Origin of the sequence: Schaalia radingae (assembly GCF_900106055.1) — a bacterium.
In the GTDB taxonomy this organism is placed as follows: Bacteria; Actinomycetota; Actinomycetes; order Actinomycetales; family Actinomycetaceae; genus Pauljensenia; species Pauljensenia radingae_A.
This window is the reverse complement of record NZ_LT629792.1, coordinates 1,874,642-1,899,908: the sequence shown is the minus strand read 5'-3', so window position 1 is coordinate 1,899,908 and position 25,267 is coordinate 1,874,642. Positions and strand designations below refer to the sequence as shown.

The 25,267-nt window shown below is 60.3% G+C and carries 24 protein-coding genes and 1 riboswitch; of the genes, 13 read left to right on the top strand and 11 right to left on the bottom strand.

All coding sequences use genetic code 11. The features are described 5' to 3' along the window. The first annotated feature begins 24 nt into the window (after positions 1-24). The gene (locus BLT69_RS08365) at positions 25-693 is read left to right on the top strand and encodes a hypothetical protein (protein ID WP_070725335.1); all 669 of its coding nucleotides are present in this window, start codon (positions 25-27) and stop codon (positions 691-693) included. An 18-nt stretch (positions 694-711) separates the two neighbouring features. Here BLT69_RS08365 and disA read toward each other — a convergent pair whose 3' ends face one another. The 6 genes from disA to BLT69_RS08335 all read right to left on the bottom strand — a co-directional run bounded on the left by disA (position 712) and on the right by BLT69_RS08335 (position 8,486). Continuing rightward, positions 712-1,782, bottom strand: coding sequence for a DNA integrity scanning diadenylate cyclase DisA (gene disA / locus BLT69_RS08360; protein ID WP_092648809.1), 1,071 nt, complete (start codon positions 1,780-1,782; stop codon positions 712-714). Between the two features lie 38 nt (positions 1,783-1,820). Further along, entirely contained in the window at positions 1,821-3,191 is a 1,371-nt protein-coding gene (gene radA / locus BLT69_RS08355) for a DNA repair protein RadA (RefSeq protein WP_092649142.1), read from the bottom strand. Between the two features lie 44 nt (positions 3,192-3,235). Further along, positions 3,236-3,904 (bottom strand): potassium channel family protein, encoded by a 669-nt coding sequence (locus BLT69_RS08350; RefSeq protein ID WP_058237217.1) that lies wholly within the window; start codon positions 3,902-3,904, stop codon positions 3,236-3,238. 40 nt (positions 3,905-3,944) lie between these two features. Beyond that, the gene (locus BLT69_RS08345; protein ID WP_082628574.1) at positions 3,945-5,486 is read right to left on the bottom strand and encodes a TrkH family potassium uptake protein; all 1,542 of its coding nucleotides are present in this window, start codon (positions 5,484-5,486) and stop codon (positions 3,945-3,947) included. Between the two features lie 47 nt (positions 5,487-5,533). Continuing rightward, positions 5,534-7,189, bottom strand: a complete 1,656-nt coding sequence (locus BLT69_RS08340; RefSeq protein ID WP_092648808.1) for a glycoside hydrolase family 32 protein — start codon at positions 7,187-7,189, stop codon at positions 5,534-5,536. A 223-nt stretch (positions 7,190-7,412) separates the two neighbouring features. After that, positions 7,413-8,486 carry a LacI family DNA-binding transcriptional regulator gene (locus BLT69_RS08335; RefSeq protein ID WP_092648807.1) on the bottom strand — a complete coding sequence of 358 codons (1,074 nt, stop codon included), beginning with the start codon at positions 8,484-8,486 and terminating at the stop codon, positions 7,413-7,415. Between the two features lie 161 nt (positions 8,487-8,647). Between BLT69_RS08335 and BLT69_RS08330 the strand changes: the two genes are divergently transcribed. From BLT69_RS08330 to BLT69_RS08320, 3 genes are all read left to right on the top strand, one after another. Further along, positions 8,648-8,866 (top strand): helix-turn-helix domain-containing protein, encoded by a 219-nt coding sequence (locus BLT69_RS08330; RefSeq protein WP_070725342.1) that lies wholly within the window; start codon positions 8,648-8,650, stop codon positions 8,864-8,866. Between the two features lie 94 nt (positions 8,867-8,960). Continuing rightward, complete coding sequence (locus BLT69_RS08325) at positions 8,961-9,059, top strand: 30S ribosomal protein bS22 (RefSeq protein WP_003792170.1); 99 nt, start codon at positions 8,961-8,963, stop codon at positions 9,057-9,059. A gap of 97 nt (positions 9,060-9,156) precedes the next feature. Then, positions 9,157-9,825, top strand: a complete 669-nt coding sequence (locus BLT69_RS08320) for a histidine phosphatase family protein (RefSeq protein ID WP_058237213.1) — start codon at positions 9,157-9,159, stop codon at positions 9,823-9,825. A gap of 410 nt (positions 9,826-10,235) precedes the next feature. Here BLT69_RS08320 and BLT69_RS11100 read toward each other — a convergent pair whose 3' ends face one another. The 3 genes from BLT69_RS11100 to BLT69_RS08305 are packed head-to-tail and all read right to left on the bottom strand — an operon-like array spanning position 10,236 to position 13,189. Continuing rightward, positions 10,236-10,949: an MSCRAMM family adhesin SdrC gene (locus tag BLT69_RS11100; RefSeq protein WP_257590304.1), complete on the bottom strand. Its 714-nt coding sequence runs from the start codon at positions 10,947-10,949 to the stop codon at positions 10,236-10,238. 41 nt (positions 10,950-10,990) lie between these two features. Further along, entirely contained in the window at positions 10,991-11,872 is an 882-nt protein-coding gene (locus BLT69_RS08310; protein WP_070725346.1) for a 1,4-dihydroxy-2-naphthoate polyprenyltransferase, read from the bottom strand. Continuing rightward, positions 11,873-13,189 carry an AMP-binding protein gene (locus BLT69_RS08305; protein WP_092648806.1) on the bottom strand — a complete coding sequence of 439 codons (1,317 nt, stop codon included), beginning with the start codon at positions 13,187-13,189 and terminating at the stop codon, positions 11,873-11,875. 127 nt (positions 13,190-13,316) lie between these two features. Here BLT69_RS08305 and BLT69_RS08300 point away from each other — a divergent pair, with 127 nt between their 5' ends. The 5 genes from BLT69_RS08300 (at position 13,317) to BLT69_RS08280 (ending at position 18,002) form a co-directional block, all read left to right on the top strand. Continuing rightward, complete coding sequence (locus BLT69_RS08300; RefSeq protein WP_092648805.1) at positions 13,317-14,789, top strand: L,D-transpeptidase family protein; 1,473 nt, start codon at positions 13,317-13,319, stop codon at positions 14,787-14,789. Between the two features lie 55 nt (positions 14,790-14,844). Next, positions 14,845-14,932, top strand: a riboswitch (TPP riboswitch). Then, the gene (gene thiM / locus BLT69_RS08295) at positions 14,922-15,722 is read left to right on the top strand and encodes a hydroxyethylthiazole kinase (protein WP_092648804.1); all 801 of its coding nucleotides are present in this window, start codon (positions 14,922-14,924) and stop codon (positions 15,720-15,722) included. (Overlaps the previous riboswitch by 11 nt.) Further along, positions 15,685-16,419 carry a thiamine phosphate synthase gene (thiE, locus tag BLT69_RS08290; protein WP_257590303.1) on the top strand — a complete coding sequence of 245 codons (735 nt, stop codon included), beginning with the start codon at positions 15,685-15,687 and terminating at the stop codon, positions 16,417-16,419. Before thiM ends, thiE begins: the two co-directional genes overlap by 38 nt. A gap of 129 nt (positions 16,420-16,548) precedes the next feature. After that, a complete protein-coding gene (thiD, locus tag BLT69_RS08285; protein WP_092648803.1) occupies positions 16,549-17,349 on the top strand; it encodes a bifunctional hydroxymethylpyrimidine kinase/phosphomethylpyrimidine kinase in 801 nt (266 codons plus the stop codon). Then, on the top strand, positions 17,346-18,002 hold the full coding sequence (locus tag BLT69_RS08280; protein ID WP_092648802.1) for a TenA family protein: 657 nt from the start codon (positions 17,346-17,348) through the stop codon (positions 18,000-18,002). Before thiD ends, BLT69_RS08280 begins: the two co-directional genes overlap by 4 nt. A 99-nt stretch (positions 18,003-18,101) precedes the next feature. Here BLT69_RS08280 and BLT69_RS08275 read toward each other — a convergent pair whose 3' ends face one another. Next, positions 18,102-19,082 carry a 1,4-dihydroxy-2-naphthoyl-CoA synthase gene (locus tag BLT69_RS08275; RefSeq protein WP_092648801.1) on the bottom strand — a complete coding sequence of 327 codons (981 nt, stop codon included), beginning with the start codon at positions 19,080-19,082 and terminating at the stop codon, positions 18,102-18,104. Positions 19,083-19,113: 31 nt separating this feature from the next. Between BLT69_RS08275 and argF the strand changes: the two genes are divergently transcribed. Continuing rightward, positions 19,114-20,145, top strand: a complete 1,032-nt coding sequence (gene argF, locus BLT69_RS08270; protein ID WP_092649141.1) for an ornithine carbamoyltransferase — start codon at positions 19,114-19,116, stop codon at positions 20,143-20,145. Here the strand turns inward: argF and BLT69_RS08265 are convergent. Continuing rightward, positions 20,102-20,446 carry a hypothetical protein gene (locus tag BLT69_RS08265; protein ID WP_058237203.1) on the bottom strand — a complete coding sequence of 115 codons (345 nt, stop codon included), beginning with the start codon at positions 20,444-20,446 and terminating at the stop codon, positions 20,102-20,104. The genes argF and BLT69_RS08265 overlap by 44 nt on opposite strands. Before the next feature lie 26 nt (positions 20,447-20,472). Here BLT69_RS08265 and BLT69_RS08260 point away from each other — a divergent pair, with 26 nt between their 5' ends. The 3 genes from BLT69_RS08260 (at position 20,473) to BLT69_RS11095 (ending at position 25,220) form a co-directional block, all read left to right on the top strand. Then, the gene (locus tag BLT69_RS08260) at positions 20,473-21,576 is read left to right on the top strand and encodes an o-succinylbenzoate synthase (RefSeq protein ID WP_092648800.1); all 1,104 of its coding nucleotides are present in this window, start codon (positions 20,473-20,475) and stop codon (positions 21,574-21,576) included. Then, positions 21,573-23,249 (top strand): 2-succinyl-5-enolpyruvyl-6-hydroxy-3-cyclohexene-1-carboxylic-acid synthase, encoded by a 1,677-nt coding sequence (menD, locus tag BLT69_RS08255; RefSeq protein ID WP_092648799.1) that lies wholly within the window; start codon positions 21,573-21,575, stop codon positions 23,247-23,249. Before BLT69_RS08260 ends, menD begins: the two co-directional genes overlap by 4 nt. A 66-nt stretch (positions 23,250-23,315) precedes the next feature. Further along, positions 23,316-25,220, top strand: coding sequence for a S1C family serine protease (locus BLT69_RS11095; protein WP_257590302.1), 1,905 nt, complete (start codon positions 23,316-23,318; stop codon positions 25,218-25,220). The last annotated feature ends 47 nt before the right edge of the window (positions 25,221-25,267 follow it).

The following is a 25,267-nucleotide window of genomic DNA, read 5'->3' as shown; positions in this document are numbered from 1 at the left end:
GCCTGGAACGGTAGCGTCGTATTTATGAAGTCATCTGTGCGTCGCCGTCGTAATCCGTGGCCGCGCCGCATCATTTCGACCACGGTGTTGCTCCTGATCGTTGTGGCGCTTGTCGCGGGCCTTGTGACGCTCATCTCTCGAGCGATCGGACCGGAAAGCCGGCGGGCAGGGCAGGTGCAAACAGCGGTGCAGTCCGGTCAGACCGCACACGCGCAATCGGGCGACACATATGCACAGTCGGGCCAGGGTTCACAGTCAGGTGCCACCGTCGGCGGTGTGCCTGTGTGCGACCCGCAGTCATTTCAGGCCACCATCGCCCTTGGCGCATCGCCAGTCCTGATCGGGCAGGGCACCTCGTTCGACGTCACGTTCACCAACAAGAGCAACCGTCAGTGCTTCACGACTTTCGATCAGGCAGGTCTGCTGGTCGACACAGGTGGGTACACGGTATACGACACGACCTCATGTGAATCCCAGTCAGGGCAGGTCCCATTGCTGTTCGGACCTCATCAGTCATGGACGGGGCACATAGCCTGGGATGGGCGAATCTACGACGCATCCTGCCAGGCCGTGGACACTGACTCCGATGGGAAAGCAGATATCGCGGATGCCGGCGGGTACACGGCGCGACTCTCATTCGCAGGTCGCGTCCTGACAAAGACACCCTTGACGTTCGAGGTGCGCTATGAGTAAGTGCCGATGTTCCTGGTGCTACCAGCCGACGATTCCTGACAGTGCCATAGCCTGCTGACGTTCCAGATTCTCCACGATCAGACCAGCGCGATACGGGCCAATGCCTTCAATGCGTTGAAGATCTTCCGTACTTGCTTCGCGCAGTTCTGACAACGATGTGAACTCTGAAGCGATCACCTTAATGATGCTCCACGGCAGATGGGGAACCATCGACAGTGCGCGTATGCCGCGCGGCTGAATGGCGTTATCCAGGTCAGACATGTCGGCAACGTGCAGTCCCAGAACGTTTGCAATGGCAGTCAGATCGACCAGCTTGTCACCCTCCAGGGTGGACAGGTGTGATTCGGCGCGCGCAATTTCTGACGTGTGCCGGATGTAGTCGCGCAAAACCAATGCACGTTCAGAGGCAGAGCCGCGCACCAGGTCATCCACCTGCAGGGCGAGGAGACGCCCATTGGAGCCCAGCTCTTCAAGATACCCGTTGATTTCAGAGGTGATGCGCCTGATCATCTCCATGCGTTGCATCACCGTGGCAACATCACGCACCGTTGCAGAATCGCGCATCTCCAAAATCGTCAGGGTCTGCAGGACCTCGTCGAGGCGCTGCGAATAGCGGTCCAGAGTATCCACAGCCAGATTTGCTCGCGACAACAGTGTTTCCGGCTCGTCGACCGAGTGGTGCAGTGCGCCGACATAGATGGAGATCAGACGCATGGATGCCGACAGTGACAGCACGGGCACGCCAGTCTGGCGTGCGGTGCGTTGCGCAGTGCGATGACGCATACCTGATTCATTGGTGGGGATGGACGGATCAGGAAGCAACTGAACGTTGGCTCGCTTGATGCGCCATGAATCGGCCTCGAGAATCACTGCGCCATCCATCTTGCACAGTTCGCGCAGTGCCGAGGCGGAAAACTCGACATCGAGTTCGAAACCACCCGAACACATCGCTTCAATCTCAGGAGTCATCCCCATGACAATGAGAGCACCGGTGTGTGAACGCTGGATACGATCCAGCCCCTCACGCAAAGCGGTGCCAGGAGCGATCGCCTGAAGCGCGCCACGCAACGTCGCCTCATCGGATGTCATCGCGCACCTTCCTTCTTTCAAGTCACCCTACCTGCAGTCTACGGCAGTCCGACACGAACGCCAGTGGCTAGATCACTGACCGGAAAGATTTCGATACCGTCGACGGGCCGAACGTCGTCAGCTCCGCGCGCAGGGATAACAGCGTGCGTCAAACCCAGACGCGCTGCCTCTTGCAATCTGCGTTGTACTCCCACGCACGCGCGTACCTCACCGGTCAGACCCACCTCACCGAAAACGACGAGGTTATCCCTCAGCGGCTCGCCACGGTAGGCCGACACGATTGACAGTGCACACGCCAAATCGACCGCAGGCTCGCTGGCTTTCGCGCCACCTACCGTCGACACGTAGACATCTTCCGACGACGTGTCCAACCCCAGGCGCGCCTGCAAAACCGCCAGAATCATGGCGACACGGGAATGATCCACTCCGGCGGTTGTCCTGCGTGGCGATCCGCCCGCGCTCGCAGCGACCAGCGCCTGCACTTCCAATGGCATCGGTCGGCGCCCCTCCAGCGTGATCGTGGTGCACGAGCCAGGCACATGCAGCCCGTTCGATGACAAGAACAGGCCGGACGGGTCAGCAAGCCCGCGGATGCCCGTATCGGTCAGCTCAAAACATCCGACCTCATCGGTCGGCCCGTAGCGGTTCTTCACAGCGCGCAGCAGACGCAGGCGATTGTGCCGGTCACCCTCGAACTGACAGACCACATCAACGAGGTGCTCCAGAATGCGTGGGCCGGCAATGCCGCCATCCTTGGTGACGTGCCCGACCAACAGCACAGGCATGTTGCGTTCCTTGGCCAGCCTGATCAGCGCCGCAGTGACCGCACGAACCTGCGTGACACCGCCTGCCGCACCCTGCTCATCGCGTGAGTAAGCCGTCTGAACGGAATCCACAATCAGCAGTGAAGGAGATTGCGCTTGAACGTGACCGGCGATCACGGCCACGTCAGCCTCGTCAGCAAGCAGCAGGGCATCATCCAGTGCGCCGATACGGGCTGCGCGGTTGCGCACCTGGGAAGCGGACTCCTCACCCGTGATGTACAGAACCGGCCCGTCACCATTGCGCCGCGCCAGCGCGGCGGCGCGTGAGGCAACATCGAGCAAAAGCGTCGATTTACCCACCCCAGGTTCACCGGCCAGCAACACCACCGCACCGGGGACAATTCCACCGCCAAGGACACGGTCAAGCTCACTGACGCCTGTCGATCGGCAGTCAGCGGCGTGAGCGTCCACCTGCACAATGGGCTGAGCTTGACGCGAAGGCGTGGCGGTAGCCGGCAGCAGCGCGGAGGGACGGCCAGCTTCTTCCAGTGTGCCCCACTCATGGCACTGACGACACTGACCGACCCACTTCGGGGACGTCCATCCGCACTCAGTGCATTCGAAGGTGGTTTTGTCTTTCGCCATGGTCACACGATAAAGGTCGTCATGTGCATCTGGAGACCTACCGCTCAGGGCCTGTGGGCGAAGTGCTCAAGCAGCATCGCATCGCCGGACACGATAATGATGTCCTCCGGGTTGATGCGTGTGGACGAGTCGGCGTATTCGAAGGGCTTACCGGGGCGCATCACACCGAGCATGTTGACGCCGTACTGTGCGCGAAGATCCAGCTCTGCCAGGGTGAATCCCTGAATTTCCTGAGGCGGCCGCAGCTTCATGATGGCGAAGCCCTGCTTATCCATTTCGATGTAGTCAAGCATGCGGCCACCCACCAGGTGCGCAGTGCGCTGACCGGCATCAAATTCGGGGTAGACCACGTGGTGTGCGCCGATGCGTTTGAGGATGCGTCCGTGTTCACGTGAGATGGCTTTCGCCCAAATCGAGGGGATCTCAATATCAACCAGGTTGGCAGTGATGAGCACGGACGCTTCCAGCGAAGAGCCGATCCCGACAACTGCCGACGCAAACTCGCGTGCGCCGAGCTGTTCGAGCGCCTCCGCATTGGACGCATCAGCTTCAACCAGCGGGATACGACCCGCAAATTGCTGGACGCGTCGTGGATCCTTTTCCACACCGAGAATTTCGTGCCCGAGCCGATCCAACGTGGCGGCAACGGCTGATCCGAAGCGTCCCAGCCCGATCACCAACGTGCCGGACGCGAGCGGTTTTTCTTCTGCCATAGTGGTATTGTCCCACAGCGTCGGGATGAACGAGGCAGACCTATCCGACGATGGGCCGCTCAGCCGGCATTCTGATCACGCGGCGTCGTTCACGCAGTGCCAGAGCTGCAGCAACCGTCATCGTGCCCATACGTCCGGCGAGCATGAGGATAGTGAGCACATACTTGGCGAAAGTCGGCAGGGTCGGAGTGATACCAGTGGACAGACCAACCGTGGCGAATGCGGACACCGTCTCAAAGAGGACGACGTCCAGGGAGTAGTTCGTCACGGACAGCAAAATGATTACTGCGGTCGCCACCATTGCTGAGCCGATGAGCGCCACGGCAACGGCGAGACGTACCACTGAGTGCGGGATGCGGCGGCCGTACGCTTCAATATCGTGATCGCCTCTAGCTTCTGCCACGACAGCCAGCATGAGGACGGCAAATGTGGAGACCTTGATACCGCCTGCAGTTGAAGCCGAACCGCCGCCGATCATCATGAGGATGTCCTGGACGAAGTGTGTCTGAGGCTGCATACCGCCCACATTCAGGGCAGACAGACCTGAAGAGCGACTATTGACTCCCGCCAGGAACACATTGAGAACCTTTGAACTCGTATCAAGCGGCCCCAGGGTTTGCGGGTTGCCCCACTCCGTCAGAGCCATCAGCACTGAGCCGACTACCAGCAGCAGCAGGTACATCGTGATGGTCAATTTAGTGTGGAGCGTCCAGCGGCGAGGCGTGCGCCACCGCGCGACCACATCGGTGACAACGGGGAAACCTACCGCTCCTACAGCCGTGCCCAGTGCGATGGGGAACAGCATCCACCAGTCGGACACGAAGGGTGCTAGACCACCTGGAATGTTGACGAATCCGGCGTTATTGAATACGGAGATCGACAGAAACAATGCGTGTCCGATTGCACCTGTCACGGAGTCCGTCAGCTGCAGGAAACGTGGCAGAAATATGACGAATAGGATTGCCTCGGCAATCAGCGACGTGCCCACAACTGCGCGCAGCAGGGAACCGACCTGCCCCATACCGGACGACTTTGTTTCCATGGCGGCGAGCATGCGCTGCGTGAGCCCCAGGTGACGCGACACGGCGAAGCCGAGGATGGAGGCCAGGGTCATGACGCCGAGGCCACCGATCGCGATACCGATGGCGATGACGGCCTGCCCGAAAGAGGACCACTGCGTTGCAGTATCGACCGTTGTCAGACCTGTGACACACACCGCCGACACTGCGGTAAACAACACGTCCACAAATGATGCGGGCCGCCCTGTCGCAGAAGAAAATGGCAAAAGCAACAGCAGTGTGATGATTATCGCGATCGTGGCGAACACGGCGATCGCCAGGCGCGCCGGTGACGTGCGCGCTCGCTGCTCAACCCATTCGCGCAGGTGGTCCCAGCCTGATTTGCGCAAGAGCGTGAGCTGAGGGCCGTCCACACGCCGAACCAGGGGTGCCGCTGATGATGACTCAAGGCTCGGCGGTTCACCCGGTTGGATAGGGGAGCGTCGCCGTCTGAGTGATGTAGTGGTGATCGGCCGGTTGATCCGTTTCAGTGAGCGCCGGTGCGGGCGCGAGGAACGGACCATGACAACTCCTTTAAGCAGATCACCCGAGGCGGGTCAGCACTGTGATGCTAGCCCATCGTACGCGGGTTGGACCCGTTATCAGAATAGATGGAGTCGAGGTGGCGCACGGTCAGCTCCTCAACGCTGATGATCCCGGAGATGCTGGACAACGAGGTACGGCGTTTGCCCTCAGAAGGGAAAGCACAAGCAGAAAGAGTCGCCGTGTTGCGCCCCGCGAACACTTCCACCGATCCGCGATCAACCAGGACAGTCATCCGCAGGTGGGAGTCACCCTCGTCCATGTCGATGGGGGCGCTGCGGTAGCCGCGATCAGTTCCTGCCTTCGTACGCCTGTCGACAACGATGCGGCGCGCCAGATCGTCGTACGCCACCCACGTGTAGGATCCGTCCGATGTTTCGTTGACACGCAATCCAACCTGCTCAGAGGTGGTGGCAGACAGGTCAACAACCATGTCAATGGCGAATGCGTCCCCGTCGTCAACCAGGAGCCTGTCGCGGTTCGCGTCAAGAACAAAAGTGCCGAGGGTGTCCCGACCACATTCCAGCCCGTTGAGTTCAGGCAGGGCAGTGGCGGCCAGCTTGAGGTCCTCGGTGAGCGTCAACTCGCGCGGCACGGTGAACTGGCCGGACCAGTTGTCGCTGTACTGGGGTGCGAGAGGCAGCGTGAATGCTCCCATCCATGCCAGTGCGATGCGTCGGCCATCAGGAGCCTCGAAGGTCTGCTGTGCGTAGTAGTTTGAGCCCCAATCAGACAGGGCGTAATCGGTCAATGGATGGAAATCGCTGCCCAGCGTCCAATCGCCTACGACATAACCGGCGTTATGCCCGTTACGCATGGCATAGCCGGATGCGCGTGCGTTGGTCATCGGCCCGTAGCACAGTACCCAGTGGTCACCCAAGGGGAACAGGTCAGGGCATTCGAGCATGTAGACGTGCGGGTCAGGATCTTCGAACAGGACGCGGTCAAAGCTCCAGGTGCGCAGGTCCGGTGAGGTATACAGGTGAACCTGGCCGCGATCAGCTTCAGAGGTCGCGCCCAGCACCATGCACCACGTAACGCCTTGACGCCACACTTTCGGGTCACGGAAGTTCGGGAGGCCAGGGGCGTCAATAATGACGCCTTCCTTGTGGAAAGTCAGGCCGTCCTCGGATACCGCCAGGCACTGCGTCTGCTCGTTGCGACCGTCCGCGTGGCCGTCAAGCCAGCGATTTCCGGTATAGAACACATACAGCAGGCCGTCTGGCCCCTCGACGGCGGAGCCGGAAAAAACGCCATCCTGATCTGCCGGAATGCTGGGGGCGAGGGCGATTCGCTCGCGCTGCCAGGTCACCAGGTCAGCAGATGAGACATGGCCCCAGTGCATCGGACCCCATGCGGAGCCGTAGGGGTGATGCTGATAGAACGCGTGATAGCGACCGTCGAAGTAGCACAGTCCGTTCGGGTCGTTGATCCACCCTGCTCGAGCAGCAATGTGGAAGGTGGGGTACCAGCGGTCGTTGCGTGCGCGCTCAAGCTGGCCAGAGGCTTTTTCAGCGCGTTCCAGCGCCTGCTCGTGTGCGAGGGTGAGCGGTGCGTGGGGCAGGGGATGCTGCTCGTGTGCCAAGGCATGCGTATTCCCAGCGTTCAGGTGATCTTCCTGTTCGGGGATCTGTGCGCCTTCATTGGTCGGCTCGATATTGTGCGAATCCGTCGGCGTACTCATCAGGTGTCAGCCTCCTGTGATGCGCCAGTAATGGGCGCGAAAAGGTATCCAAGCTGTCCCCATCACTGTAAACAGCATCGGTGGCGCGCTTCAAGGCGATGCCTGCCAGCGTTCACCTGACGCTGCGAGGCAGCTCTCACATAAGGCGCTAGGTAGCGCCGCCCCGCTGGTGGCGCGAGTCATTGTCCAGCAGAGGGCGCCAAGCCGTGCCCAGCAGAGGGCGCTACCCAATTGTGCGAACGGAGTCCCGCTCCACGATCGGCACATGAACAAGGGTTGGTTCCGAGTGGGGCTCCGACTGCGATGACTGATTATCTGCATTCTTCTGTGCCCGCCCATGTGAGCGGGCACAGTCAACCAGGTACTCCATCCCAAGGGCGCCCATCTCCAGGTACGGCAGATGCAGCGTCGTCATCGGCGGGCGCATCATGTTGGCAAGTGGCTCATCGTCAAACGAGAGCACCGACATGTCGTCAGGCACCCGCAGGTTCCGATCACAGAGCGCCTGGTACACGCCCATTGCGATTCGGTCGTTGGCTGCAACGATGGCCGCTGCGCCGCTGCGATCTAGTCGATCGAGGATCGCATTCGCACCTTCGAAGCCCAGCGGAGACTCCCATGCTTCCCCAGGAACCTCATCAACGATCTGTACGCCTGACGCAGCGCATCCTGCGTCAATACCGCGCAAGCGGGCTCCTATGCAGATGGATACTTCGGGTGCGGGGTCAGTCGGATAGCGCCCGATCAGAGCCACGCGACGGTGCCCATGCGCTCGCAGGTAGGCAATGGCACGGCGACCCGCGTCTTCCTCGTCAGGCATGATCGAATGCCACCCGTCGGCCTGGCCGTTAATGATTACCCCGGGCAATCCTGACGTCAAATGCGGCAAGGAGACCAGGCGTGGGGACATCAGGCCGACTGCAAATCCTTCGACTGCGCGGGACCTGAGGGCGCTCAGTGCGCGCGCCATGCCGTCGGGGCTTCGGTCGACTTCCATCATGAGGACTGAGAAGGAATGCTCGTCTGCGGTGTCGAGGATTCCACGGATCATCTGCGATGCGAATCGAGTAACGGTCACTCCACTGGAAACGAATCCAACCGTCGATGTCGTGCCGGTACGTAAATTACGCGCTGTGAGATTGGGTACATAGCCAAGGTGGCGAGCAGCCTGCTGGACGCGTTCAATGGTGGCCTCAGGGATGCGTGACTTGTGAACGCTATTGAGCGCCATGCTGACCGTCGCGGTGGACAGCCCGACATGCTGCGCGATATCAGCGATCGTAATGCGGCTTTCCATGTGGATCAGAATAAACCTCTGTGTATATAAAAGAGTGAAAGTGGATGAGGAGGTTTTTCGTCGATAGTTGCTGAAAAAGTCCTGAATGGCATTAAGATAGGGCTCGAGGCTTCTCGGAGCAGTGATCAGACCTGCCCGCCTCTTTGTTTTTGGGAGACGCAATGGACTCTTCACCTGCGCCCCGTTTTATGACGGTTGCGGAAGTGGCAGATCTCATGCGTGTGTCCAAAATGACTGTCTACCGCTTGATTAACAAGGGTGAATTGCCTGCTCTTCGCGTCGGCCGCAGCTTCAGAGTGCCCGAGGCTGCAGTGAGTCACATCATCGATGCCGGCCTTGCGCAATGGTCCGATGAACGTCAAAGTGGAATAAGCGGGTAGGATAGTAGGGTTGTATCTTTCGAGGTACCCCAGACCGTAGCTGTCATGCACCATCATGACTGCATTCAATTTGTGAATGACGAGGGAGGGCCCTATGGGTTCCGTTATCAAGAAGCGCCGTAAGCGCATGGCAAAGAAGAAGCACCGCAAGTTGCTGCGCAAGACACGGCACCAGCGTCGTAACAAGAAGTGACGCGACCGGGGCCCGGCCATCGTGGTCGGGTCTCGTTTTATATCTGATCAACCTGAGTAGCCGACCAGCGGCACAAACCCATCGAAGGGTGACAACCATGGAACTGACAACGATCCACGTGATGCGCCACGGGGAAGTCGATAATCCCGACGGTGTTCTGTACGGAAGGCTCCCTGGATTCGGCCTGACTGAGCTCGGGCACGCGATGGCGGAACGGGTCGCTCAGTACCTCATTGACGAGGGCGCCGATGTCACGGCCATTATTGCATCGCCACTCAAACGTGCTCAGCAGAGCGCTGCTCCGACCGCGCGGGCCTTTGACGTACCTGTCCAGGCGGACGTGCGCCTGATCGAAGCAGATTCAGCTTTCGAGGGTCTGCCCATTAACGCCAACCGCGCACTCTTACTGCATCCGCGTTACTGGCACCTCTATCTCAATCCGTTACGTCCCTCGTGGGGAGAATCCTATGCTGATGCTGCGTCGCGAATGAGTGCGGCAGTTTCCTCAGCCCTGGACAAGGCCCGTGGGCATGAAGCGTTGGTGGTTTCTCACCAAATGCCGATCACAGCGCTGACTCGTTTCGTGCAGGGTCGCATGTTGGCACACTCGCCACTGTCTCGTGTGTGTTCCCTGGCATCGGTGACGAGCTTCCATTTCAGCGGCTCGACGCTGGTGGGTCTCGACTATTCCGAACCATGCAAGGACATGTTGGCTCATGCGGCCGACATGACTCCAGGTGCGTCGGAAGCTCAGCTCAAACGGTAGTAACTGACATCTGCGTATCCGGCTGGTTGGGACAGCCTATCGGTACCGGCCCTTTGATGTAGGCCTGTTCGAGTGCGGGCGGTGCGTGGCTATGTCTAGTCGGTCAGGCGCGGGCGGCAGCACCGCAATAAACGGTCTAGCGCGTACCTCTGCCTCCAACTGTCCCCTCCCGAACCTGCCTGTCTCTTTCTGCACCCAACTGTCGATCTGAAGGCAGTCTGCGAGGCGGGATTTTCACTAGCACCCGCCTGAACTGCGCAAACGGTGAAGACACATCGGTGTGGAACTCGCGAGCGAGCTCGAGATCGACAGATGGGGAGAGAACGGACAGAGGGGCGAGACGGAGCAGATGGTGCGAGACGGAGCAGACGAGAGCGCTCGGAGATGTCTGTGATGAGTGACAGTGAGTGTTAGAGCTCGGGGTCCTCATCCAACGGGTCGCCAGTCTCGGACGTATCTTCGTCGGTGAAGGAATCGCGACCTGCTGGGCCCGCATTGCTAGTGGAATCAGGCCCTGGCGCGTCTGCATTGGTTGAGGAATCAGGGCTTGTTGGATCCGCATCGGTGTCGGAATCGGGCCCTGTCGCGTCTGCTTCTTCGGAAAATGAATCAGCCGGATCTGACTGGTCGGAATCAGAAACTGATGTGGAACCGGCTGGCGGCACGCGATATCCAGGCTCGTCGGGAGAACTCGAGTCGCTGTCAACGGGCTTCGCGTGGTCTCCGTGCGCTTCCTCATTGCGAGCCTGCTCGCGTCGGCGGCGCTGAATGTCACGTTCCAGGCGGAACAGGAAATCCGGATCATCGTCGGGTGCCAGTGGTTCGCGACGCTGCGAGGACTGCGAACGGTCAGGTCGCCGGGACCATCCAGAACGCAGCGGATTCGATTCTGATGTCAAGTCCGACAACCCCGTGGTTTCCCCGGATTCGGCGCGCGTGATGGTTCGCAGCAGGATCCACACGATTGACCCGATGGAAATAAACGGCATCGTGATGACGATGATCGTCAGCCACCACATACGGCCGATACGACCAGGCACTTCATCATCAGGAGTGCGTGCCCAGTCAGCGATTGCGTAAATAGTGACGGCAATCCACAGGACAACGGCAAGAATACGAACCATCCCACCATTTTAGGTCAGGAACGACCATGCCTCGACACGACTTAGATGACGATGGCCACTGAAACGATGACGGCGCACGCCAGCGTCGCGATCCCCGTGTACTTCAAGGCGCGTATCAGATCGCGGCCAACCGCACCGCTAAGAACGATTCGAATACCGGGAATGACGGTGCCGGCCATCAGAACAGCGGCCACACACACCGCCCACCACGGGGAATGCACACTGATCGCCAGCACCACAACTGCGGCCACGAGGAGCGCGCAATACGCCGCTCGCGAAGCGGGATCACCCAAACGTACAGCCAGCGTCATCTTCCCAGAGGCCCTGTCCGTGGGAATGTCACGCAAGTTATTCACCATGAGCAAGGCGATCGATTCGAACCCCATGCCTGCTCCGGCACACCACACCCACCAGGGAGCACCCAGAGTCTGCGTCCATGTGGTGCCCACAGTTGCGACCAACCCGAAGAAAATGAACACCATCAGCTCGGACAGCCCCACACCCATATACCCGTACGGATTGCGTCCACCAGTGTAAAACCATGCGGCGGCAACTGCCGCGACGCCCACCACCAGCAACCACCACTGGCCAGACAATGCGATCAGAACCAGACCGGCCACGCCTGCCACAGCGAAACAAGCCAGCGCCACTGCCAGGACGACGCGCGGAGAGACCGAGCCGCCGCTCGTCAAACGTGGCGGGCCGGTGCGAAAGTCATCCGTTCCACGCACGCCGTCAGAATAGTCATTCGAAAAGTTCACACCGATTTGCAAAGCCAGCGCCACACACAGTGCGAGCAATGCGCGCCCCCAGTGCAACTGATCCAGCTCAGCTGCAGCCGCAGTTCCCACAATCACGGGCGCAAGAGCGGCCGGAAGTGTGCGAAGGCGGGCGCCCTCAATCCAGTCTTGAACAGTTGCCATTTAGCGTCGCCAGTGCTCCCCGTGTTCGATCTGTTCCATCACCAGTGCCCGCACACGGCTCCGGTCAACTTTCCCGGATTCCAGCATGGGCAGTGTGTGAAGCGGTACGACAACGCGTGGAGCCTGCGCTCGGCCCAGACGCGCTCCCACGTGATCGCGAATGGAGCGCGCCCATGAATCCAGATCCGCACTGTGCGAGCTATCGCGCACCACCGCGGCGGTGACCACGTGCCCCCAGCGTTCGTCTTCAAGATCGAGGATCCAACTGTCACGCACACCCGGAGCTGACAACACGGCATCACGAACCGGACCAGGTGCCACTGACAGGCCGCCCGTCACGATGACATCATCGCTGCGCCCCAGCACCTGAACGTCGCCATTGGAGGCAATTCGACCGATATCACCTGTCAGCAGCCACCGTGCGCCACCCTCGTCAATGAAGGGGGAGGGGCCGTCCAGGTACTTTGTCATGAGCATGGGCCCGGCAATTGCCAGGCGTGATTGCCCGTCAACGTCGACAGCGCGGACCGTTACCCCCGGCAAGGGACGCGAGTTGTACACGCAGCCGCCACCCGTTTCAGTCATGCCATAGGTCGTGACCACCCGGATGCCGTGGTTGCGCGCAGCCTGCAGGAGTTCCTTGGTTATGGAAGAACCGCCGACGAGGACACCGGCAAGCGAGGCCAGTGCGCGAATAACTTCCTCACCGGCATCCAAACACGCTCGCAGCTGCACGGGTACCAGCGAGAGATACCCTGGCACCTGTGAATCCTGAGTGGCACCCGCGATGGAAGAGAGCAGGTCAGCGGGGCGGAAACCTGAATCCGTGTCCACCACCATCGGGCTGAAACCGGCGACTGCACTGCGCATGAGGACCTGAGCACCGGCGATGTGATGGGCAGGAAGCGCAAGAATCCAACGCCCCGGCCCCTCCAGCGCCGCGTGAGTGGAGTGCACGGATGCGATTAATGCCTCGGTGGACAGGCCAACGAGGTGAGGCGTTCCCGTTGATGACCCCGACGTCGGAATCACTACGTCGACGCCGTCCAGAAGAGCCGGGTCATTGCGGACGTCTTCGGGTAGTTCAGGAAAAGCGTGTGACACATCGGTTTGAAGATGGCGCAAGGACGTATGGGGGATCTCGCTGGGAGGACGCATGACCACGACTGTTCGCTTGTGCGACGAGGGTGCCTCGTCCATGGCGCCGTCTGATGCTGTGCGTGCCTGTTCAGCCAGTTTGCTGAGCGAGGCGTAAGCCAAAGCCGCTGCTCCAACGGAAGTGCCTCCCGGAACGACTAAGACACGAGGGGTCTGCACTTGTCCTCCTTTACAAACGGCTTTTCTGAACCATCGTAATGCCCAATCGGTCAATTAACGTGTGCGGAGATGAGATCGTGGGCAAGTCGACATGGAATTGCACCGATAGCCTCGTTACTATCGAGGTATGACTATTGGGAAGCTCTCAGCGAAAGCCTCATGGGCGCTGATCGCATTACTAGGAGCACTGCTCGTTGCAGTGATCGGTGTGGGTGCGTACGCGGCCTACTTCGCTGACCGCGCCTTGCCGCGAACCACTGTCGCCGGACAGTCCGTGTCCGGACAAAACCGCGACGAAATTGCCCAAGGTCTGCAGGAGCGAGCCTCACACGCCAGCATCAATGTGACGGTTGACGGTACGCTGACCAGCGCGACGCTGGAAGAAGCGGGAATCACCATCGACACCGACGCCACGCTGGATGATGTGTTCGCTCCCAACGGTTCGATCCTGTCACGCATCTCCTCACTGTTTACCTCGCGGGATGTCCAGGTGGTGACCTCGCGAGATGATGCGGCTGCGCAGGCATTGACCCAGAAAGTTTCCGCCTCTGTTGACCAGCCCGTACGCGAAGGTTCCATCCAGTTCAACGAAGACGGTGGCACATTCAGCGTGATTGAAGCACAGGAAGGGCGCAGTGTCGACCTCGAGCAGCTTGCCAGTGCATGCGATGAAGCTGCGCGCACGCTGACTACCCAGGACATTGACTTGCCGATGATCGCCGTCAGCCCGACGGTGACCACGCAAATTGCTCAGCAACTTGCAGACAAGGCGAACACGATGCTGGAAATTCCTGTATCGATTACTGACGGTATTCACACCTACTCACCCGATGCGCGTGAACGCTCGACGTGGATCGCGCTGCCGGATCTGAACGCCGCGGGCGGAGCTGGTGGCAAGGGCGCTGCCGCCAACACAGGCGCACTTGATGTCACGTGGAATGAGAAACCGGTTCGCGCGTGGGTTGAATCGACCGCGCTGTCCACCAACGAAGAGCCCACGAAGGGTGTCAAGAACGTCAATTCGCGTGGGGACGTTGTCGCGGTCGCGGATCCAGGTAAGAGCGGATGGACCGTCAACAACGCTGGCGAGGTGGCCGATGAGCTGCTCGCAGCCCTGAAAGACGGCACCGCCTACGAAGGCGATTTTGACTACGACCAGACCGAACCCGAATTCACCACCCGCGAGATTGCGGATGGTGCTGGCGACAAGGTGTATCAGGCAGCTCCTGGTGAAAAGTGGATCGACGTGGACCTGTCGAACGCATCAGTGACCGCTTACGAAGGTGCAACTGTTGTCCAGGGCCCGATCCCGATGGTTCCCGGCAAGCCCGGGTGGGAAACCGTTACCGGAACGTTCCGCATCTACCTCAAGCATCAGGACCAGATGATGGGCTGCAGCCCCGGCTACGACTACTGCACATACACACCGTGGGTGTCATACTTCCACGGTGACTACGCGTTGCACGGCGCGCCCTCACGCAGCTCTTTTGGCTGGTCAGGTGAAGGTGGCTCGCACGGTTGTGTCAATATGCCGGTTGATGGTGCGCAGTGGATCTATAACTGGGCCCCTGTCGGCACAGTGGTGGTGTCACACTACTGAGCAGCAGGCTCATCATTGCAGTTCGACCTTTTCGTATAAACCTGATAGCATTGTGATCAGTGACACGGGGTGCTTCACGCTGAGATCAAACCCGTTGAACCTGTCCAGATAATGCTGACGAAGGAATGTCCGATGGAGAATTTCCATACCCAATGCGTCGACGCTTTACACGCTGTCAGAACACACCACCCGCTCGTTGGAGCCATCACCAACTCGGTAGTCACGAACTTTACGGCCAACGCTCTGCTTGCCATTGGGGCAGCACCGGCAATGGTCGATATCCCCGGCGAATCCGGTCCCTTTGCCGCAATTGCCAATGCTGTGCTGATCAACCTGGGAACCCCGACGCCGACTCAGTGCGAAGCCGCGCTGGAGTCCGCCACCAGCGCCAACGAAGCGGGCACGTGCTGGGTTCTTGACCCGGTTGCCATCGGGCCGCTGCCGGTGCGCACGCAGCTCGCGCATCAGCTGGTCGCCCTCGGCCCGTCAATTGTGCGAGGCAACCCGTCGGAAATCATTGCTCTGGCAGGGCTGGGAGAAGGCGGCCGCGGTGTTGACTCCGCTGATGCGGTGGACGCCGCCATCGATGCCGCCCGCCGCATCAACAGCGAATATGGATCGTTGGTGGCTGTGTCCGGCAAGTCCGATGCGATCGTCTCAGCCGACGCAATCGTGCGTGTCGAGGGTGGCTCAGATATGCTGACCCGCATCACTGGGGCGGGATGCTCACTTGGCGCGCTGGCCGGCGCGTTCGCCTCTGTGGCTCGGACCCAGCTTGACGGTTTGGTTGCTGTTCACGCACTGTATGCGGTGGCCTCGGAAATCGCGGCGGAGCGTGCACGCGGAACCGGCACGTTCCAAATAGAGTTCCTCGACGCGCTGGACAACTTCCGCGATGAGGACTTTGAACGCGTCACCATCATCGCGCAGTGAGGCCAGGCCAGTGATGAACAAGGCTGTCTCATCCCTCGACCTGAGCATCTATCTTGTCACGGACGCAGACATGTGCCACGCTGCGGGACGCACCGTTGCGCAAACGGTGGCAGAAGCTGTCGCCGGAGGAGTGACATGCGTGCAGCTTCGGTGTAAAGATGCCGAGTCACTGGATTTCTTCAACGAAGTGATGGAAGTGGCCGACGCTGTCGCTGACTCGGTCACACTCCTGATCAATGATCGTGTGGACGTATTCCTGGCGGCACGCCAGGCGGGCGCGACCGTTGCAGGCGTCCACGTTGGACAAACCGACTTGCCGGTTGCCCTTGTCCGCAAGCTGATCGGTCCCGAGGCCATCATCGGCCTGTCGGCCTCCACCCCTGAGGAACTGAAGGAAGCCGAAGAGAACCCGGGGCGCGTCGACTACATCGGCATTGGTGTCGTGCGTGATACATCCACGAAAACCGATGCTCCTGAGGAACATGGCATCGATGGAACAGGACAGATCGCACGCAGCACACACCTGCCGTCGGTGGCAATCGGCGGCATCAAAGCACCGGATATGGCACCGCTGGCACGTGAAGGATTGGACGGAGCGGCCGTCGTGTCCGCAATTTGCCTAGCACCCGACGCGCGCGAAGCTGCACGCGAACTGGCAGATCAATGGGCAGAAGGCCTGCGCAGCGCGGGTCACTAACCACCCAATTCAGACCCCGAGGAAGGGACTCAGCACGTGCCGGCTATGTATCCAGTGCGTCCGCCAGCTCATGATCCAAGCCCCGAATGACAGCGCATGCATCATCCATGCGATGAAGGAGAACATTTTATGAAAACAGTCAAAGCCCTAACAATCGCCGGATCGGACCCCAGCGGTGGGGCAGGCATTCAGGCAGATCTCAAATCGTTCAGCGCCTCAGGAGCTTACGGAATGAGTGTCATTACGGCGCTGACCGCCCAATCGACGCAAGGAGTGCGAGGCGTGTTCCCCGTCCCGGTGGACTTCGTGCGCCAGCAGATGGACACGCTGCTGGACGACATCACTCCGGACGCCACGAAAGTGGGAATGGTGGCAAGCACGGAACTTGCGGCCGCAATCGGTGAATATCTGCCGCGCCTGGCGAACACGATTTTTGACCCCGTCATGGTGGCGACCTCGGGTGACCGACTGGTTGACGAGGACGCAGTTGACGCTGTGCGCGACCTGTGCATGAAAGCTGACATTATTACCCCGAATCTGCAGGAAGCAGCCGTGCTGCTGGATTGCGATGTGGCGACAACGCTGGACGAAGCAACCGACCAGGGCAAGGAACTTCTCGCGCGCGGCATGACCCGCGTCCTCATCAAAGGCGGACACTTGACCGACACGTCCACAGACGTGCTGATTGATGGTGACGGGGTCTCATTCCTGAAGGGGACGCGTGTTGACACACAGAACACTCACGGCACCGGATGCACGCTGTCCAGTGCCATAGCGGCCAGACGCCCACGCACAGACACCTGGGTTGATGCGATTGCTCAGGCGAAAGATTACTTGACGCGCGCGATCCTGGCTGCCGACTCGCTCGATGTGGGCAGGGGGCACGGTCCCGTTCATCACTTTGTCGACCTGTGGAATGAGGAATCATGAGTTTTACCGACCAGGTATGGCAGCGCATCGAACCGGTGCGCAACGCGATCAGCAGGCATCCCTTTGTCTGCGCCCTTGCCGACGGGTCGCTTGAGCTGGAGACATTCCACGAGTACCTACGCCAAGATGCGTTGTACCTGATTGACTATTCGCGCGCCTTGTCCGCACTGGCAGCCGGCGCCAGGGACGCTGACGAAGTGACATTCTGGTCGGGGTGTGCGCATCAGACAATGGTGGATGAACGTTCGCTGCACGCCTCACATGTGGACGTCCTCGAGGGGGCAATCATGAACCCCACATGTCGCGCCTACATGTCATTTCTGCTGGCCAGCACGCATGCCGAAACGCAGGGTGTTGGCATCGCAGCAGTACTGCCATGCTTTTGGCTCTATGATTTCGTCGGGCACCGGCTCCGCGAGGGTGTCCACTCCGAGGGTGAGCTGGACGCACACCCCTACGGGGACTGGATCAGAACCTACACCGGGCCAGAATTCGAGGAAGCAACACGGCGCGCAAAGGACTACGCGGACCAGTATGCGCAGGCCAGCGATGATGCGGGGAGGGAACGTATGGCGAAAGCCTTCGAAGTTGCCTCACGCTATGAGTGGATGTTCTTCGACGCTGCGTGGACAGGTCAGCAGTGGCCACTGTAATGCGCGAGGCCACCGACAGTTGTCGGCCGGCGCAGTGCGGTCACCCGACAACGGGCCACGCGTCAGCAGTATGAATGGCCAGCTGTCAGCCGGCCGGCTTTAGTAGTAGTACGGGAAGATCGACCAGTCGGGGGAGCGGTGCTCGAGGAACGCGTCACGCCCCTCCTGAGCCTCCGCCGTCATATACGCCATCCGGGTTGCCTCCCCGGCGAACACCTGCTGCCCGGCAAGACCATCGTCAGCCAGATTGAACGCAAACTTCAACATGCGGATCGCCTGCGGAGACTTGCCGGCAACCGTGTGCGCCCACTCCAGCGCCACATTTTCCACATCCTCATGCGGCACCGCACGATTGATGGCTCCCCACGCTTCCGCCTCTGCCGCGTCATAGCGGCGAGCCAGGAAGAAAATCTCGCGTGCGCGCCGATCACCGACCTGACGGGCCAGCAGCGCCGAACCGTACCCCGCATCAAAGGACCCCACGTTGGCATCCGTTTGCATGAACTGAGCATGTTCGCGGGAAGCGACCGCCAGATCACACACGACTCCCAATGAGTGACCGCCACCGGCAGCCCACCCGGTAATTGCAGCGATCACGACTTTCGGACAGGTGCGGATCAGGCGCTGAACCTCCAAAATATGCAGACGTCCCGCCCGAGCCGGATCGATCTGCTCACGCCGGCTCGACACATCGGCGTCCGCGTCAGCACCATCCACCTCGTAGCGGTACCCGTCGTTGCCTCGAACACGCTGATCACCACCCGAACAAAACGCGTAGCCACCGTCACGGGCAGACGGCCCGTTGCCAGTCAGGATGATCGCGGCAACATCACTGCTCATCCGCGCATGATCCAGACAGCGGTACAACTCATCGACAGTCAGCGGTCGAAAAGCATTGCGAATGTCTGGGCGATCAAAGGCAATACGAACCCAGGGCAGATCTTGTCCGGCTGCCGCTCCGTCGCAAGATCCGCGCGAAATTCCGCGATGATACGTCATGTCGGTCAGGTCCTCGAACCCCTCGACAACACGCCAGCGATCAGGATCGAAGGTGTCGGACACAAATGGAAGAGCACTCATGACCTCCACACTAGCGGCTAATCTGGAAGCCATGAGTACAGATCTGTCATCCATGCTGCGCCCCGGACAATCCCTGCTTCGTGAACTTGACTTCACGCGCGAAGAATGGGACAACCTGCTATGCCTGTCAGCAGCGCTGAAAGCAGCCAAGAAGAATGGCACTGAACAACAACTCATGAGTGGACGCAACGTCGCCCTCGTCTTTGCGAAAACATCGACACGCACGCGCTGCGCATTCGAGGTCGGGGCGGCAGACCAGGGAGCCCACACCGTTTACCTCGATCCGCAAGGCTCACAGATGGGACACAAAGAATCCATCGAGGACACCGCTCGTGTGCTGGGACGTATGTTCGACGCGATCGAGTACCGCGGTGACGACCAATCAGTTGTGGACACGCTGGCACAGTACTCAGGCGTTCCGGTATTCAACGGCCTGACCGACCAATGGCACCCGACGCAGATGCTGGCTGACACACTCACGATGAGAGAACACAGCGAGGGCGTGGACGACCATGACATTGCCTACGCCTACGTCGGGGACGCGCGTTTCAACATGGGGCGGTCCCTGTTGGTGAACGGCGCGATCCTCGGCATGGACACCCGCATCATTGCACCGAAGGAACTATGGCCACCGCAGGACGTCATCGAGGCGGCTCAGGCACGGTCCGACGAGTCGGGTGCGCGTCTGACCATTACCGAGGATGTCGACGCAGTCGCTGGCGTCGACTTTGTCCACACGGACATCTGGGTGTCGATGGGGGAGCCTAAGGATGTGTGGTCGCACCGCATCGACCTGCTGCGCAGCTACCGCGTTGACGAAGCGCTCATGGCACAAGCCGGTCCCGATGCGAAATTCATGCACTGCCTGCCGTCATTCCACGATCTGAAGACCACCGTCGGACAGCAGATCTTTGACGAGTTTGGCCTGGATGGAATCGAAGTTTCCGACGAGGTGTTTGAGGGGCCGCGCTCCATCGTCTTCGATCAGGCCGAGAACCGCATGCACACGATTAAAGCTGTTATGGTCGCCGCTTTGGGTCGGAGTGATACCACGAAGGCGTGAGCCACGACGGCAACGGCTTTCGTCCAAAGGCCATCATGGAGACGACAATACTGGCTATGAGGAGCAGAGCACCTGCCGCGCCTGTAATCCAGCGGCCAGCGGGGTTGGGAATCATCGACCCCAATGCGAGGATACTGATGCCGAGCAGCACGCCAGCCAGGCCCGGGATCGTGGCGAACGCCATTTTCTCATCCACCAGTCCGTTCGCGTTCTGCCACCATCGTGAACGCGGAGAATCGGTACGCAGCCACAGTGCCGCTGCCAGCACCATCAATCCGAAGAGCAAGGCAATCAGAATCATGATCCCACCCTACGTGGAGGGCTGCGATGTTACATAATGACCACTCTCAAATCTCAGGCGATCCGCTTCGCGAAAGATCGGGCGCTTCATGCGCGATCGAACAGGTCCGCATCGCTGAGCTGGCACCGGCCACGCGCCGCATGCTGGACGCTATCGACACCGTCCTGATCTACCACACGCCGCTCATCACGCGCTTTCGTGGAGTCACGGAGCGAGAAGGCCTCCTGCTGCACGGCCCTGAAGGCTGGTCAGAAGCGGCGCCGTTTTGGGATTATGGCCCGCCTGAATCCTCACGGTGGCTGATGGCCGCCCTCGAAGCTGCAACGCAGACGCCGCCCACGGCCCGGCGCACCAGCGTCCCCGTCAATGTCACGATCCCTGTCGGAACGCCAGCTCAGGCAGCCGAGCGTGTGCAAGCCAGCGGAGGATGTACGACCGCCAAAGTGAAGGTGGCAGACCCGGGGATGACTGTGGACCAGGACTGTGAACGCGTTGCCGCTGTTGCCCGCGAGCTTGCCCGCATCAGCGATGATCCGCATGTGCGCATCGATGCCAACATGGCGTGGGACGTGCCCACTGCTATCGCGGCGATTACTGCGCTGCACGAAGCAGCGGCCAGCGCCGGTGGCCTGGAATACGCGGAACAACCGTGCCGCACAGTCGAAGAGCTGGCGCGCGTGCGGGCCCGCGTTGACGTGCCAATAGCCGCTGACGAGTCGATCCGACGTGCCGAAGATCCCTATGCCGTTATTCGTGCTCACGCTGCCGACGTGGCGATCATCAAGCTTGCCCCGCTGGGAGGGGCGCGCGCAGCACGTGAGATTGCTGAACGAGCTGGCATCAAAGTAGTGGTCTCCTCCGCCCTCGAATCATCCATTGGGCTGGCGCGCGGCCTCCAACTGGCGGCTTGCCTGCCTGTCGAAACGGCGTGCGGACTGGCAACTGCGCAACTGTTCGCTGCTGACACCGTGCGCGAACCGCTCAAAGTGGAGTCAGGCCGAATTCAGGTGCATGACATGAGAGTGGATGAGGAATTGATTGACGCATGCCCCCTGCCGGCCGGATGCCGGAACAGGTGGATCGACCGATTAGACGCCATGTGCGCCGTGCTGAATGAGGAACGCCAATGACTCAGTCACTTCGCCTTGCTCTTGGAATCGTTCGTGCGCTCGCAGCTCACGGTGTGCGTGACTTCGTCTACAGTCCCGGGTCGCGATCAGCCCCGTTCGCCTATGCGCTTGACGCGTGTGAGCGCCACCTCGATATCCGAACGTGGATTGTGCTCGATGAGCGTGATGCCGCCTTCTTTGCAGGCGGCCTGTCTCGCGCCGACGAGTTGGCCACACCTGACTTCACTCCTGCGGCACATGAGCCTCGGCCCGTTGCGCTGATCATGACGTCAGGTGGAGCCGTTGCCGAGATGCACGCCGGCATCGCCGAAGCTCACCATTCCCATCTGCCGTTGATCGTGGTCAGCGCTGACCGTCCCTTCGAAATGCGATCCGTGGGAGCTTCGCAAACGACGACGCAGGCGGGGATCTTTGCCTCGCACGTGTCGATGACGTGTGACATTCCCGCTGATACCACTGCTGACCGGGCTTTGACGGCCCGCGTTGGACGCCTCGTCGCTGCCGCTCGCGGATGGTCAGCCACCGATCGCGGCCCGGTCCACCTCAATGTCGCACTTCGTGATCCTCTTGCACCTGCCAGTGCCGGTGACCTTGAGAAAATCCTGATGGACGAGGGTGACCCCGCCGTTTCTGCGACCCGCTTCTTCTTATGTGAGCGTGAGCCGGTCGCGTGGCGGCAGGTGGTGGATCCGAATCTGCGCACTGTGATGATTGCCGGCGACGGTGCGCATCGCGACAGCGCCGCATGGGCTGAGCGCGCCGGGATCCCGCTGCTCGCTGAGCCGACCAGTGAGCTGACAGGAAGCTCCGCGTGGATTCCGCATCAGCAAAGCATTCTCAGTGACAGTGACGTGCTCAGCCAGATCGAGCAGGTCATCGTGACGGGGCGACCGACGTTGTCGCGCCCTGTTTCCAGGCTTCTTGCGCGCGATGATATTCGCATCGTAGTGGTCAGCGAGCATACGGAATGGCCAGATGTTGCAGGCAGGGCGAGCAGCGTTGTGCCCTCGCTGTGTGATGTGCCTCTGGGCGAGGGGGGCGAGTGGTGTGACTGTCTGCGTGAGCGTTCAGGGTATGCCGATGATGCGCTCGATCCCGAGCAGTTCTCTATGCTCACTGTGGCGGACCTGATCTGGCGCGACACTGGAACCGACGTACTGGTTCTGGGAGCATCGAACACTGTGCGTGCTTTCGACCTGGCGATCCGTACGCCTGCCCAGGCGAGCGTCGTGTCGAACCGCGGTCTGGCCGGGATTGACGGCACGATTGCCACGGCGTGGGGCTGCAGTGCCAACGGTGCGCGCGTGCGCGCGGTAATGGGGGATCTGACTTTTTTCCATGATGCGTCGGCACTGGCGCTTCGCGGTGGTGGAGCGCTGTCGATCATTGTCCTGGACGATCAGGGCGGATCCATTTTCGCCTCGCTTGAACATGGACAGGCACCTCAATCGATGTACGAGCGATGGTTTGGCTGCGCGCAGAGCGTTGATATCGAATCACTATGCCGAGCCTACGGGTGGTCTTACTGCGCGGCCGTGAGCCTGGATGATGTGGCAGAGGCCCTGGCGCTCCCCATCGATGAACCGTCTGTGATTCATGTCGAATTGACGAGGGATGCTGACGGTATGCGGAGAATTCTCACACCTTCACGTTCTCAGAAAACTTCCAGATAACCTTCAGGTCATCTGGAAGATCCCTTGTCATACTGGGCATCACACAGACCAGAAAAAGAAGGACGTATGACAAACGAGCAATTTCCTCGATCTGAATTCAATGATCAGAACGAGACACCAGATGGGCGCGACGCTTACGCGCCACAGGAAACCTCTGACCACTCGTCGGCATATATGCCGCCGAGTGACCTGCCGCGTTCCGATCGCGATGGCGCCGAACGGAGTGATCTGGGTGAACAGAGTGATCTCAAGGAGCGAGGTTATCAGAGCGATCAGAGAAATCAGGGCGATCAGGGCGATCAGAGAAATCAGGGCCAGTCGAGTGAGCAAAGCGGACAGAGCCGGCAGGTTCAGCAGGGATCCCGATATGCCTACGGGTCGCCCTCGAACTCGACGGAATATATCCGCCCGGACGGGCCCAGCTATGCAGGGCGCGGTTCTTCGGCCTACGCAGGCGGCAGCGATGGCTTCGTAGCCCCGAGCTCCCAGTCGTATGGAGAAAGTGCGGCGAGTGGCCAGAGCCAGTCGTACGGGCACAGGCAGTCGTATGACCAAGGTGAGTCATCTGAGCGCACGCAATACCTGCAGGGCGGCCAGTATGCTCAGGGGGCGAACGGCCAGTACACGCAATCCGGCCAGTATGCAGGTGCGTCACGAGGTGACCAGTACTCGCACGATTCCCGCAATCCCTATGCATCACCGAACCCAGAGTCTGGATCCGCTTCCTATGGTCGAGTCGCCACTGCCGCGCCGGCATCCTCCACGAAACGTGCACGAAAGACGCGGAAAAATGGGCCGGGCTGGGGCGCAGTTGCTGCTGCGATGCTTGTGGCCGTTGCCCTCTCGCTTGGCGGCGCGTGGGGGATTAATGAATTTGTCGGTTCAGATAATTCGACGGCAACTGCTACCAGTTCGCAGAGCTCGCACGCCTCGCAACAGCCTGCACCTGTCATCAGCAGCGATGCGACGTGGGCAGAAGTTGCCGCAGCGGTCTCTCCCGCAACGGTGTCCATCAACGTCCAAGGCGGGCAAACCGCCGACATCGGATCGGGCGTCGTGTACGACTCAGCCGGTCACATCGTGACGAACTACCACGTTGTATCAGCGGCTGAAAATGCCTCAAATGGTCGAATCAGCGTCACCTTGTCTGACGGGCGAATCTATGCCGCCGAAATTGTCGGCGTCGATTCGAGTACCGACCTGGCCGTGCTGCAGATTGTGGATCCTCCCGCAGACCTGTCTGTCGCCGCATTCGGGTCATCTGCGGATGTCCAGGTGGGACAGGACGTGATGGCGATCGGATCGCCACTGGGTCTGTCGTCAACCGTCACCACCGGCGTCGTTTCAGCACTCAACCGCCCAGTCGAGGTGGCAACCGAACAACAGGACAACCAGCAGCAGATCGACCCACGTGACCCCTTCGGACAGCTTCCTCAAAATCAGAACAAGGAAACCAGCCCATCGGTCATCACCAATGCGATTCAGGTGGACGCCTCGATCAACCCGGGAAACTCCGGCGGACCGCTCTTTGACGCCCAGGGCAAAGTCATCGGTATTAACTCATCGATCGCATCTATGGGCTCAGATTCCTCATCTGCAGGCTCGATCGGACTTGGTTTCGCAATTCCATCGGACCTCGTGAAGTCTGTCGCTGAACAGATCATCGCGAACGGACAAGTCGACCACGCTGTGTTGGGCGTGCTCATTACAACCGGCACAGCCACAGTCGATGGCACCACGCGCATGGGTGCCGCCATCAGCGAGGTCAACAATGGCTCAGCCGCGGCCGAGGCAGGGCTGAAAGCTGGTGACGTCATTACCGCCGTCGACGGTAATGCGGTTGAATCCGGAAAGTCTCTGACCGGCTACATTCGCCGTTACACTGGAGGCGACCACGTCAGCATCGAATATGTGCGTGACGGCAAACTGGCCAGTGCAGATGTGACACTCCAATCGCAGATCCAGAAATAGAAATGCCAGGATCTATGCTCGTGTCAACATCTTGTTAAACGGGTCAA

Excerpts from the sequence above, each read along its gene's own strand:
- BLT69_RS08365 (WP_070725335.1), top strand. The coding sequence starts at position 25 with ATGAAGTCATCTGTGCGTCGCCGTCGTAATCCGTGGCCGCGCCGCATC.
- disA (WP_092648809.1), bottom strand. The coding sequence starts at position 1,782 with ATGACATCCGATGAGGCGACGTTGCGTGGCGCGCTTCAGGCGATCGCT.
- radA (WP_092649142.1), bottom strand. The coding sequence starts at position 3,191 with ATGGCGAAAGACAAAACCACCTTCGAATGCACTGAGTGCGGATGGACG.
- BLT69_RS08350 (WP_058237217.1), bottom strand. The coding sequence starts at position 3,904 with ATGGCAGAAGAAAAACCGCTCGCGTCCGGCACGTTGGTGATCGGGCTG.
- BLT69_RS08345 (WP_082628574.1), bottom strand. The coding sequence starts at position 5,486 with ATGGTCCGTTCCTCGCGCCCGCACCGGCGCTCACTGAAACGGATCAAC.
- BLT69_RS08340 (WP_092648808.1), bottom strand. The coding sequence starts at position 7,189 with ATGAGTACGCCGACGGATTCGCACAATATCGAGCCGACCAATGAAGGC.
- BLT69_RS08335 (WP_092648807.1), bottom strand. The coding sequence starts at position 8,486 with ATGGAAAGCCGCATTACGATCGCTGATATCGCGCAGCATGTCGGGCTG.
- BLT69_RS08330 (WP_070725342.1), top strand. The coding sequence starts at position 8,648 with ATGGACTCTTCACCTGCGCCCCGTTTTATGACGGTTGCGGAAGTGGCA.
- BLT69_RS08325 (WP_003792170.1), top strand. The coding sequence starts at position 8,961 with ATGGGTTCCGTTATCAAGAAGCGCCGTAAGCGCATGGCAAAGAAGAAG.
- BLT69_RS08320 (WP_058237213.1), top strand. The coding sequence starts at position 9,157 with ATGGAACTGACAACGATCCACGTGATGCGCCACGGGGAAGTCGATAAT.
- BLT69_RS11100 (WP_257590304.1), bottom strand. The coding sequence starts at position 10,949 with ATGGTTCGTATTCTTGCCGTTGTCCTGTGGATTGCCGTCACTATTTAC.
- BLT69_RS08310 (WP_070725346.1), bottom strand. The coding sequence starts at position 11,872 with ATGGCAACTGTTCAAGACTGGATTGAGGGCGCCCGCCTTCGCACACTT.
- BLT69_RS08300 (WP_092648805.1), top strand. The coding sequence starts at position 13,317 with ATGACTATTGGGAAGCTCTCAGCGAAAGCCTCATGGGCGCTGATCGCA.
- thiM (WP_092648804.1), top strand. The coding sequence starts at position 14,922 with ATGGAGAATTTCCATACCCAATGCGTCGACGCTTTACACGCTGTCAGA.
- thiE (WP_257590303.1), top strand. The coding sequence starts at position 15,685 with ATGAGGACTTTGAACGCGTCACCATCATCGCGCAGTGAGGCCAGGCCA.
- thiD (WP_092648803.1), top strand. The coding sequence starts at position 16,549 with ATGAAAACAGTCAAAGCCCTAACAATCGCCGGATCGGACCCCAGCGGT.
- BLT69_RS08280 (WP_092648802.1), top strand. The coding sequence starts at position 17,346 with ATGAGTTTTACCGACCAGGTATGGCAGCGCATCGAACCGGTGCGCAAC.
- BLT69_RS08275 (WP_092648801.1), bottom strand. The coding sequence starts at position 19,082 with ATGAGTGCTCTTCCATTTGTGTCCGACACCTTCGATCCTGATCGCTGG.
- argF (WP_092649141.1), top strand. The coding sequence starts at position 19,114 with ATGAGTACAGATCTGTCATCCATGCTGCGCCCCGGACAATCCCTGCTT.
- BLT69_RS08265 (WP_058237203.1), bottom strand. The coding sequence starts at position 20,446 with ATGATTCTGATTGCCTTGCTCTTCGGATTGATGGTGCTGGCAGCGGCA.
- BLT69_RS08260 (WP_092648800.1), top strand. The coding sequence starts at position 20,473 with ATGTTACATAATGACCACTCTCAAATCTCAGGCGATCCGCTTCGCGAA.
- menD (WP_092648799.1), top strand. The coding sequence starts at position 21,573 with ATGACTCAGTCACTTCGCCTTGCTCTTGGAATCGTTCGTGCGCTCGCA.
- BLT69_RS11095 (WP_257590302.1), top strand. The coding sequence starts at position 23,316 with ATGACAAACGAGCAATTTCCTCGATCTGAATTCAATGATCAGAACGAG.